Below are 10,884 nucleotides of genomic sequence, written 5' to 3'. Positions count from 1 at the left end.
CCGCGCGTTTGTCGCCAGCATCTCGTCGAGTTCGTCCTTCCAAGGACCGATCTTCGGCTGCGGCTGGACGGTCCGCTCGTAGGTGTGCTCGGTCGCACCGGACCGGATCACCTTGCGCACCGTGTTCCGTGAAATCCGCAGTTCCCGGCAGATCTGCTTGATCGGCTTCTTGTCCTGAAAATACGCCCGACGGATCTTCGCAATCGTCTCCACAACCAACATCCCACACTGTGCTCCCCGATAGCCTCGGGAGCATCATCCACATCAGTGTAAGGGGGTCATTGTTGGACGCCGATCACCCCGTTACGGGGTCAAAATTGCATGCCTGTTCACAGAAATGCGCAGATCAGAGCCTTTTGAAAAGCTGGGGGAAGGCGCCTGGTCAACTGGCCCGTTTGGGCTGCAACCCGCATCGCGAAGTGGGGCCTTTAGTAGCACTGTCAGAGCGTACCAACCACTCTTCGACGACTACCGGCAGTCTGCGCGCGAGCAGTCGAAGGTTCCTAATATTCATGAGATTAGCGTTCGATTACATCCTGAGAGCCCACGCTGCGATGCGGAAACAGACGCGAGGCTGCTGACCTGCCCGACAGGTCTTACGTCCTGGGCATCGCATGTCGTGCGATGGTGTCCGGTGCGTCTGTCGGCAACTTGATGGAGACCTGGAGACCCGACGCGGTGTGCGGACGCGGCGACTTCAGAATGAGCGGGCTTCCGATCCGGCTCGCGATGGCGGCGACGATGGCCAGGCCGAGTCCGCTGCCATCGGTGCTTGCGTTTGCCCGCTCGAAGCGTGACGTCACCCGGTCGAGGGTGTCGCGCGACAGGGTGGGACCGTCGTTCGCCACGATGAGTTGTCCGTCTGCCGTCAGGGTCACGTCGACCGGAGTCGTCGCCGCCCCGTGTCGGAGGGCGTTCTCTACGAGGTTTCGGAAGAGGATTGCGAACGCGTCGGGGTCGATGTCCGACATCACGGCCGTGTCTGGCAGGTTCAACGCGATCCGACCCGGCGCGCCAGAGCGCCCGATATCTTCCACCACGACGCGTGCGACAGCCTTTAGATCCGCACTATGGTCTGTCCGCAATCGCCCGCCTTCCGCCCGCGCGAGCTGCATGAGCCGTTCTGATAGCCGGGTGAGGCGCTTAAGTGTCGCCTCGATCTCGGCGGCGCGCGCTCCGATGGCAGGATCCCTGGCCTCCGACTTGAGCCGTTGCGCCTGCGCGATGGCGCCCGCCAGCGGCGTTCGCAACTCGTGTGCAGCGTTCGCGGCAAAGCTGCGTTCGGCCCCGAATGCTTCGCGCAGCCTTGTCAGTAGGCTGTTGAGCGTTTCAGCCAAAGGGCCGATCTCCGTCGGCAGATCGCTCGCAGGCACTTCCGACAGGTCGCGTGCGCCGCGCGCCTCCAGCCGCGCGCGGAACCGGTGCAGGGGATCGAGGCTGAAGCGGACGGCGAAGATGATCGCTGCCAACGCGACCGGCAGCACGATCAGCAGCGGCAGGCCGAGGCCCATCTGGATTTCGCGTGCGACCGTCGCACGATGCGCCAGCGGTTCGGCCACTGTGATGCGGATCGTCCCTTGGAGCGCGGCGTCGCTGTAGAGCCGGTGAGTTGCGGTCTGACGGAACCCCGGCCCGTCGTAAGACGGAAACACCGCGGAGGCGGCCGCATGGGATTGCAGCAGGATGCGCCCCTCGGCATCGCGGACGAGATAAGTGAAGAACTCGTCGTGCTCGCGGATCGGCGCAAGCCGCTGGGTCACTCCCTGGTCTTCTCTCCCGACGATGTCGGTCACGGCCAGCGGCAGGATGCGCTCGGCAGTCTCGCGTAGCGCGCTGTCGAAGACCTCGTCCATCTCGTCTCGGACGATCACGGCTGTGACCGTCGCGGCGGCGAGCCAGAGAACCGTCAGCACGAGGCCGAGCGACAGACCGAGCCGCGATTGAAGACTTGCGGGCCACCTCATGGGCGGCCCAGCCGGTAGCCCATGCCGCGCTCGGTCACGACGATCGCGCTCCCGAGCTTCTTGCGCAGGCGGCTGACATGGACCTCGATCGTGTTGCTCTCGACCTCGGCGTCGAAGGCGTAGAGCTTCTCCTCCAGCTGCGCCTTGGACAGGAGCTGCCCGGGGCGGGCGAGAAAGGCCTCGAACAGCGCCCATTCGCGCGCTGTCAGTTGCACCGGCTTTCCGTCGCGATGGACGCTCCGCGCGGCGAGGTCAATCTCAAGTGGGCCGTGGGTCACGAGCGGGTTCGGGTTGCCGCTGTAGCGGCGGGCGACCGATCCGATCCGGGCGGAAAGTTCGGTGAGGTCGAAGGGCTTTACAAGGTAATCGTCCGCCCCGGCGTTCAACCCTTCGATCCGGTCCGAGACCTGATCGAGCGCGGTCAGAATAATGACCGGCGTGATCTCGCCCCGCGCGCGCAGCGCCTTGAGAAAGCCGATACCACGCCCGTCCGGCAGCATGAGGTCGAGCAGGATCAGGTCGTAAGAGGCCACGCGTGTTGCATCGCCGGCCCGATCAAGGCGCGTGACCCAATCCACCGACTGGCCATCTGCCGCGATCTGGTCGCGCACGGCTGCGCCGAGAGTTGTGTCGTCCTCGATCAGCAGTATGCGCATGGTCGTCCCCGTTCTTTCCTGATGTCCCTCCATGATCCGTCTGGCTGACGCGAAGCTGAAGCCGATGGGCCAAGCCTCTTCAGGTTGCCGTCAGCTTCACCGCGCATGAAGTGCATCAAGAGGCGAGCGACGAGGAGTTTGGCCCATGAAGAAGACATTGACAATTCTTGGCTTTCTCGCGGTTTTCCCGGCCAGCGCCGCGCTGGCGGACGACGACTGCTTCGTTCCGATGGCCGATTGGCACCCGCGCGACGCTGTCGCTCGGCTGGCCGAGGAGAAGGGCTGGACGGTGCGCCGCATCAAGATCGACGACGGATGCTACGAAATCGATGGCAGGGATGCCGAGGGACGTCAGATCGAGGTGACGGTCCATCCGGCCACGCTCCAGGTGATCGAGTTCGAATACGAGGACGAGGACGACGACGATCGCGCCCGCCGGGATCGCGCAGGAGGCGATGATGACTGAAGCAACCGCTCATGATGTGCCTGAGATGAAGGTAAGGCCGACTGTTAAGATCCAGGTCTGGGATCCGCTGATCCGGGTGTTCCATTGGGGTCTGGTCGCCGCCTTCGCGACGGCTTGGCTCAGCGCGGATGAGCTGCAGACTGTACACGAGTTCGCAGGCTACACGGTCGCCGGTCTGGTGGCCTTCCGGCTGATCTGGGGCCTCGTCGGCAGTCGCTACGCCCGCTTCACACAGTTTCTGAAGGGGCCCGGCGCGACACTTGCCTATCTTGGGGACATGACCCGAGGTCGCGAGCGGCGCTACCTTGGGCACAACCCGGCGGGTGCAGCGATGATCGTGGCGCTGTTGGTCACGCTCGCGGGCACGGCCTTCACCGGCTGGCTCATGGAGGACGAGACCCGCGTGGCGCTGTTGCCGTCGATGCCAGCCATCGTGGCGCCCGCCTGGGCCGACGACGACGGTGACGGGCGCGAATATGGCGAGCGGGGCGAGGTCGAGGGCCCGCTGAAAGAGGTCCACGAGACGCTCGCAAACCTGCTGCTGCTGCTCGCCGCGCTGCATGTGGGCGGCGTTGTGCTCGCCTCCTTTCGGCACCACGAGAACCTGGCCCGCGCCATGGTGACGGGCGACAAGCGCGCTCCCGGTCCAGGCGACATCGCCTGACCGTCTGGCCCACCAATAGGCCGATTATCCCTTCGGCCCCACCTGGCCCCGCCCTGACCGGCGGGGCCTTTTTGCTTCCGGCGGCGCGTTTCTTCCTGACGGCAAGCTGAAGCGGGAATCGCCAACGCGTCAGGTAGGCCTCAGGTCGGCTCTCCAGATAGTCCTCAGCAGACAATAGGAGACCCTGCCATGAAAAAGACCCTGACACTTCTCGCAGCAACAACGGCGCTGACCGCCGCGATCGGTGTGCCCGCCTGGAGCGCGCTGCAGGCCCCGTCCGAAGGCGTCCTTCGGCCCTTCGCCGCGCTCTTCGACGAAAGCTCGCAAACGATGCCGCTCGTTCTCGCAAACGACGATGATGACGACGACCTCAGCTGGCGGGACGGATCGCGGCGCGGCCACGATGACGACGATGATGATGACGACGATGATGATGATGATGATGATGACTGCGACGACGATGACGACGATGACGACGACGATGACGATTGCCGCAGCGGCGCTCGTAGTCCCGCGCCCGCCGGCACCGTTGCCCCGCCGCAGAACGGCCTCTTCGGGAACGGCGCCCCGCCGCAGGTTCAGATGAAATGAACCGCTCTCCAGCACCACTCCGAACAAGGATCCATCCGATGAAATCGCTTCTCGCAACGCTCGCGCTCACCACTGCGCTGACGCTTCCCGGCCTTGCCATGGCAAGGCCGGTGACGCTGACCACGACCCTCAACACCTACGGCGGCGATGGGGCCTATCTTGCCCTTTATGTCACCGACACCTCGGGCGCTTATGTCGGCAGCCTCTGGATGGCCGGCGGCAAATCCAAATACTACGAGCATCTGAGCGACTGGTACCGCGCCACGGGCGGCGACACGGGCCAGGTGAACGGCATCACCGGCGCCAGCGTCGGCGCGGGCCGCACGCTCGAAATCACGCTCGACCTGGCTGACGCGCTGTTTGACGCAGGCTACACGCTCCACATCGACGCGGCCGTTGAGGACATGCGCGACAGCCCGAACGAAGTGGCGGTGCCGCTCACGACCGAAGGCGCGGGCACGCCGGTGACCGGGCGCCGGTACATCGCCAGTTTCGCCTACGACATGTGAGGGGGTAGGGCCATGATCCGTGCTCTTCATCGCTGGCCGGGACTTTTGGCTCTGGCTCTTGTCACGGTGCTTGCGCTCAGCGGCGCGGCGCTGTCGGTCTTCCCTGCGGTGGAACGCATCGCCGCACCACAGGCGGACGCCGGGCTGACGGTGGCCGTTCTCGCGGACCGGATCCAGATGGTCTATCCGGGCGTCGAGCAGATCCGCCGGTCTCCATCAGGCCGGATCACGGCCTATTGGTTCGATCAGGGCACGCCGGGGGCGTCGGTGATCGACCCGGCATCGGGCGCGGGCGTGGCCTCGGCCGACCCGAACCAGACCGAACGCTGGCTCACCAACCTTCATCGCTCGCTATTCCTGGGTGACGGCGGGCGCATCGCAATGGCTGTAGGCGCGGCGGCGATGCTCGTCCTCTCGCTCACCGGGGCGGCACTGGTCGTGCGGCGGGTCGGCGGCTGGCGGAACTGGTTTGCGCCCCTGCGCGGACCGCTCGCGGGCCGGCTGCACGTGGAGATCGCGCGGATTGCGGTGATCGGTCTCGTTCTGTCCTCCACCACCGCCCTGTGGATGACGGCCTCCACCTTCGATCTTCTGCCAGACGGAGGCACTATTCCCGCCATGCCGACCGAGGTGAGCGGAGTGACGGGGTTTGCTCCGGGCCAGATGGACACGCTGCAACAGACGCCCGTCGCCGAGTTTCGCGAGCTGAGCTTTCCCTATCCCGGCGACGCGACGGACGTGTTCACGCTAAAGACCGACCGGGGAACCGGACATCTGGACCAGGGCGACGGAGCCCTCCTGGTCTGGGCCGACCTGACGGAATGGGAGCGCGTCTCGGAGACCATCTACATGCTGCACACCGGACAGGGTGCGGCGACACTTGGCCTCGTGCTCGGACTCATGGCGATTGGTGTGCCGGCGATGGGTGCAACCGGCTTTCTGGTCTGGCTCGCCGGGCGGCGTGGGCGGCCGCGCATCCGGGGCAACCAGCCTGCGGGGCGCGCCGAGACGATCCTGCTCGTCGGCAGCGAGGGTGGCAGCACCTGGGGTTTCGCCGCGACCCTTCACGCCGCTCTGACCGAGGCCGGGCAAAGCGTCCATGTCGGCCCGATGTTGGGCTTCGCGGCAGAGCGTTACGCCCGTGCCGAGCGCATCATCGTGCTCGCCGCGACCTATGGCGACGGGGCTGCGCCCGCATCGGCGAAGGGTTTCCTCGACCGGTTGAGCGCCCTCGAGCGCGCGCCGGACATGCCTCTGGCCGTACTCGGCTTTGGCGACCGCAGTTTTCCGGCCTATTGCGCCTTTGCCAAGACCGTCGCGTCAGCGGCGCAGGCAAAGGGCTGGCCCGAACTCACGCCGCTCGACACGATTGACCGCCAGTCGCCACAGGATTTTGCGCGCTGGGGTCGTGCTCTTGGCGAGGCGCTTGGCATTTCCCTGGAATTGTCGCACCAGCCCGTCCTGCCGATCACCGAGAGGCTGACCCTCGTTTCGCGCCGGGACTACGGCGCCGAGGTGCAGGCCCCGACGGCGATCTTGCGTTTCGCTCTGCCACGCGCCACTCCGTGGCAGCGGCTGACCGGAGCGGGCTTTGCCCGTTTCACGGCTGGCGACCTGATCGGTATCCTGCCCGAAGGAGGCACCGTCCCGCGACTCTACTCGCTCGCGTCCGGACACCGCGACGGGTTCATCGAAATCGTCGTGAAGAAGCATGCCGGCGGGCTCTGTTCGGGCCAACTCACGGCGCTGCAGCCGGGCGACACGGTGACCACCTTTCTCCGCCGTAACCCAGGTTTCCGTCCGGGCCGTGGCCGCGCGCCGCTGATCCTGATCGGCGCGGGGACCGGCATCGGGCCGCTCGCGGGCTTCATACGCGGCAATGGGCGGCGCAGACCTGTCCACCTGTTCTTCGGGATGCGTCATGAGGGCAGCGATTTCTTCTACGGGGAGGACTTCCCCGCTTGGCAGGAAGAGGGGCGTCTGACGCGGCTAGTCATAGCCGTCTCGCGCGGGCCGCGACCCCACTATGTGCAGGACGCTCTGCTGGGCGAGGCCAGTCAGGTCGTGGACCTCATCCGCAACGGCGCGCGCGTGATGGTCTGCGGTGGACGCGACATGGCCGCGGGTGTGGCCGATGCGCTGGCCGAGATCCTCGCGCCAGTCGGGCTCACGCCAGCAGTTCTGAAGGCGGAGGGGCGGTATGTCGAAGATGTCTACTGAGAGCGCGCGTATCGCCCTGAACGGCCCGACGATGGGCACGCGTTGGTCGGCACTGTTCTTTGCCAAGCCGGGCGTCGACCCTGACCCGATCCGCGCGGCGTTGCAAGCGGCCGTGGACGAAGTGGACGGACAGATGTCGACGTGGAAACCCGACAGTGACCTGATGCGGCTCAGCGCGACGTCGGTGGGCGAGTGGGTGATGGTGCCCGAACACCTTCGACACGTCCTGCGCCTCGGCCTCGAGATCGGGCGCGCCTCGGGCGGGGCCTTCGACATCGGCACGGGCGACGCGGTGACGGCTTGGGGGTTCGGGCCCGGGGACGCCGCGCCTGATGGCATCCGCGCCGCGATGAAAGCCCCGCGTCGCCCGGCGCATGAGGTGCTGGAGATCTGTGGCGACCAAGTGCGCAAGTCCTCGCCCATCGCGCTTGATCTCAACGGCATCGCCAAGGGTTATGGCGTGGATCGGTTGACCGAGACACTCCGCGACCACGGGATCACAGACGCCCTAGTCGGGATTGACGGTGAAATGCGCGCGCTCGGCCTTCGACCGGATGGAAAGGCGTGGACTATCGCAGTCGAAGCGCCGGACCCCGATCGCCGGACGCCGCATTCCGTCCTCGCGCTGGAGGATGCCGCAGTCGCAACCTCGGGCGACTACCGCCACTGGGTCGAGGTGCAGGGGCGTCGTCTGTCGCACACGATGGACCCGAGGCGCGGCGCGCCGCTGATTGCTTCGCCAGCCTCTGTCACCGTGGTGGCCCGCACCTGTGCCGAGGCCGACGCCTGGGCGACCGCCCTCATGGTTCTCGGCTCCGATGCGGGCGCGGCGCTCGCAAGACAACGCGGGCTCGACGCTCTGTTCCTCCTGCGCAATGATGATGGCAGCGCAAGGGGCGTGGGAGATGGCAGCGCAAGGGGCGTGGGAGATGGCAGCGCAAGGGGCGTGGGAGTCGGACGGTTATTTTCCGAAGAGCCTGCGTCAATCCCCTCGCCTGACGGGAGATGAGCCGCGTGGAACCAACCCCCTACCGGTGGCTTCAAGACCGCGTGCGAAGATGCGGAACGTCGCGGTTCTTCAGGAATGCCACTTTTGGCGATGTTGAATGAGTGGGCGGAAAGGAAGTGCGATGAGGATGGCGGTCCAAACGTCCGCTTGCCCGTCATGGGCTTGCCGGATATGCGCCCGGCAAACCCCTGCAATACGTCCCGCCACGCATCCTCACGAACCAAAGGTCTTTGCTGTTGCGCAATCTGTGCGACGGCGTCTACTGGCTACAGGAGGGCGATCAATGATAACGGACTCGTACATGCTTGTTCCAGCGTTCGGGTGGATAATGTGAAAAGACTGTTCGCTGCAGATCGTGCGATGGTGTTGACGGGCCTGACGGTCCTCGGGATGGTCCTGGCGGCGCTCGCTCTCTGGCCCCTGCGGGACATCGCAGCCGAACGCATTTCCATGGTTGGTCTGGTGCTCGTCTATCTGGCCGGGGGCGTGCCTGCGGCGTGGCGGGCGCTTGGGGCTCTGTGGAACGACCGCATTTTGGACATCGATCTGCTGATGGTTGTCGCGGCCATTGCGGCCGCAGCCGTGGGCGCACCTTTTGAGGGTGCGGTGCTGCTGACCCTGTTCAGCGTTTCGACAACCCTGGAAGATCGTGCACTCGGACGCGCGCGCCGGGCTGTCGAGGCCCTGATGGCGCTGCGCCCCGAGACCGCCTTGCGGAAGGCACCCGACGGCACGGTCAAGGAAATTCCCGCCGCCGACCTGAATGTCGATGACATCTTTGTTCTGCGCCCGGGCGCGCGCGTGCCCACCGACGGGGTGATCATTGCCGGGCGTGGTGCGCTGGACGAGGCGAATATCACCGGTGAATCCATGCCTGTCAGCAAAAAGCAGGGCGCAAAGGTGTTCGAGGCAACGGTCAACCTTGACGGAGTGCTGGACGTCGCGGTCACGAAAACGGTCGAGGAAAGCACCGTCGCGCGTATGATCGCGCTGGTCACCGAAGCGCAGGCGGAAAAGGCGCCGTCCGAACGGTTCAGCGAATGGTTCGGCCAGCGGTACACGATTGCGGTTCTGCTCGGTGCCATCCTTGCCTTCGCCGTTTTCATCTGGCTTGAGAATGACTGGCACGAGGCGCTCTATCGCGCAGCTGTGCTGCTGGTGGCGGCAAGCCCCTGCGCCATCGTGATTTCGGTTCCCGCTGCAATCCTGTCCGCACTCTCGGCTGCGGCACGCGGCGGCGTTCTGTTCAAGGGCGGGGCTGCGCTCGAAACGCTCGCGGCGGTCGATACATTTGCCTTCGACAAGACCGGCACGCTGACCACCGGCAAGGCATCGGTCACCAAGGTTGTTGCGCTTGACGTAAATGAAGCGGAATTCCTGTCCCTGCTGGCGGGCCTCGAAGCCCATTCGGAACACCACAGCGGCGCGGCGATCCGGCAGGAAGCAGCCGATCGCGGGATTACACCCGCCAAGGTGGACAATGTCGTTGCGCTGCCAAGCGAAGGTATCACCGGCGACAAGGCAGGTGAAACGTTGTGGGCCGGAAATCCGCGCATGGCGACGCGGATGGGGGCCGGGATCGACCATGCGTCCCTGACGGCGCTGGCCGCGGACACCCAGACGGTCATCTATTTTGGCCGGGATGCCCGGCTTCTGGGTGCCGTCAGCCTCGCGGATCAGACTCGCCCAAGCTCCAGACCTGCCCTTGCGGCGCTTCGCGAGAGCGGCGTTACGAAGATCCTCATGATGACGGGTGATCGACGGCCCGTCGCCTTGCGCATAGGCCGTGAACTCGGTTTCCAACCCGACGAGATCCACGCCGACATGCTCCCTGAAGACAAGCTGCGTATGATCGGCACGCTGGCGGCCGAGGGCAGGGTGGCTTTTGTCGGAGACGGCGTCAACGACGCGGCGGCGCTCGCGCGGGCCGATGTGGGGATCGCGATGGGCGCGGCAGGGTCGGACGTCGCGCTTCAGGCCGCCGACGTCGCGCTTCTGTCGGAAGACATGGGACAGCTTGCGGAGGCGCATGGACTGGCGCGCCGGACCGCCACGATCATCCGTCAGAACCTGATCTTTGCATTGGGTGCCATGGCCGTACTTGTTCTGGGCGGGTTGTTCTTCGAATTGCCCTTGCCTTTGGCTGTGATCGGCCATGAAGGGGGCACGGTTCTGGTTGTGCTCAATGGCCTGCGGTTGCTCCGCACACCCCGTCGAAATGGCGAATCGAGAATGCCTGAGACTGCCAAAGCGGTCGCCTCTTGAAAGGTCAGTAGGCGCTCGCTGCAACTGCGTTGACCGTATCAACGCGCTTTGTCATTTCGGTGTCCAGAACGACCGGGCATCCCTGCAAGGGTTTGTGATCCGTGGCTGTCGATCAGGCGGGCCGAATTCAATACTGACGGCGGCGACGCCGAAGACAGAGTGATATGTTTCCGACCTTGTTTCTGTCCCGAAAGGCCTGTGTGGATAGCTCCTGCATAGCAAGACTTTTTTGAGTGATTTTGCACTGGTCAGAAGCAGACGTGTGTCCGGCCTGTTCGCGCGGCACTCGTAGCCGCTGGCCCTGATGGTTTCCGCGACCAAGTCCCAAACGGCTTATCGAACAACATTGTGTCCTGGACATTCGACGGGTTGTCTTGGTTGGCGGGCTGACTGTGCGCCATCATTTCAATGGTCTTGCTGTCTCGGGTGTTCCTTTTCCTTTCTTTAGGCTGCGTGGGGCCGATAGTATTCGTTCTTGGTCAGCACTGCCCAAACTATTCGTGCGGTCTTGTTCGCCATTGCGACGGTCGCCAGTCGAGC

9 protein-coding genes and 1 pseudogene are annotated in these 10,884 nt (G+C 65.1%); 7 read left to right on the top strand and 3 right to left on the bottom strand.

The window, feature by feature from the left end:
- From CHB90_RS24510 to CHB90_RS24500, 3 genes and pseudogenes are all read right to left on the bottom strand, one after another.
- Positions 1-222, bottom strand: a pseudogene (locus tag CHB90_RS24510) (IS21 family transposase); the annotation flags it as partial.
- Positions 223-596: 374 nt separating this feature from the next.
- On the bottom strand, positions 597-1,964 hold the full coding sequence (locus CHB90_RS24505) for an ATP-binding protein (protein ID WP_089280350.1): 1,368 nt from the start codon (positions 1,962-1,964) through the stop codon (positions 597-599).
- On the bottom strand, positions 1,961-2,620 hold the full coding sequence (locus tag CHB90_RS24500) for a response regulator transcription factor (protein WP_089280349.1): 660 nt from the start codon (positions 2,618-2,620) through the stop codon (positions 1,961-1,963). The genes CHB90_RS24505 and CHB90_RS24500 overlap by 4 nt, the downstream gene beginning before the upstream one ends.
- 145 nt (positions 2,621-2,765) lie before the next feature.
- Here CHB90_RS24500 and CHB90_RS24495 point away from each other — a divergent pair, with 145 nt between their 5' ends.
- The 7 genes from CHB90_RS24495 (at position 2,766) to CHB90_RS24465 (ending at position 10,344) form a co-directional block, all read left to right on the top strand.
- Complete coding sequence (locus tag CHB90_RS24495; RefSeq protein WP_089280348.1) at positions 2,766-3,086, top strand: PepSY domain-containing protein; 321 nt, start codon at positions 2,766-2,768, stop codon at positions 3,084-3,086.
- Complete coding sequence (locus CHB90_RS24490) at positions 3,079-3,750, top strand: cytochrome b/b6 domain-containing protein (RefSeq protein ID WP_089280347.1); 672 nt, start codon at positions 3,079-3,081, stop codon at positions 3,748-3,750. The genes CHB90_RS24495 and CHB90_RS24490 overlap by 8 nt, the downstream gene beginning before the upstream one ends.
- Before the next feature lie 189 nt (positions 3,751-3,939).
- A complete protein-coding gene (locus CHB90_RS24485) occupies positions 3,940-4,341 on the top strand; it encodes a hypothetical protein (RefSeq protein ID WP_089280346.1) in 402 nt (133 codons plus the stop codon).
- A 38-nt stretch (positions 4,342-4,379) separates the two neighbouring features.
- A complete protein-coding gene (locus CHB90_RS24480; protein WP_089280345.1) occupies positions 4,380-4,850 on the top strand; it encodes a DUF2271 domain-containing protein in 471 nt (156 codons plus the stop codon).
- Between the two features lie 12 nt (positions 4,851-4,862).
- Complete coding sequence (locus tag CHB90_RS24475) at positions 4,863-7,070, top strand: PepSY domain-containing protein (RefSeq protein WP_089280344.1); 2,208 nt, start codon at positions 4,863-4,865, stop codon at positions 7,068-7,070.
- A complete protein-coding gene (locus tag CHB90_RS24470; protein WP_089280343.1) occupies positions 7,051-8,079 on the top strand; it encodes an FAD:protein FMN transferase in 1,029 nt (342 codons plus the stop codon). Before CHB90_RS24475 ends, CHB90_RS24470 begins: the two co-directional genes overlap by 20 nt.
- A gap of 360 nt (positions 8,080-8,439) precedes the next feature.
- On the top strand, positions 8,440-10,344 hold the full coding sequence (locus tag CHB90_RS24465) for a heavy metal translocating P-type ATPase (protein WP_212591648.1): 1,905 nt from the start codon (positions 8,440-8,442) through the stop codon (positions 10,342-10,344).
- Positions 10,345-10,884 lie beyond the last annotated feature (540 nt).

The organism is Antarctobacter heliothermus (assembly GCF_900188425.1).
In the GTDB taxonomy this organism is placed as follows: domain Bacteria; phylum Pseudomonadota; class Alphaproteobacteria; order Rhodobacterales; family Rhodobacteraceae; genus Antarctobacter; species Antarctobacter heliothermus.
The sequence above is the reverse complement of the archived record's forward strand: the minus strand, read 5'-3'. Positions and strand labels throughout refer to the sequence as shown.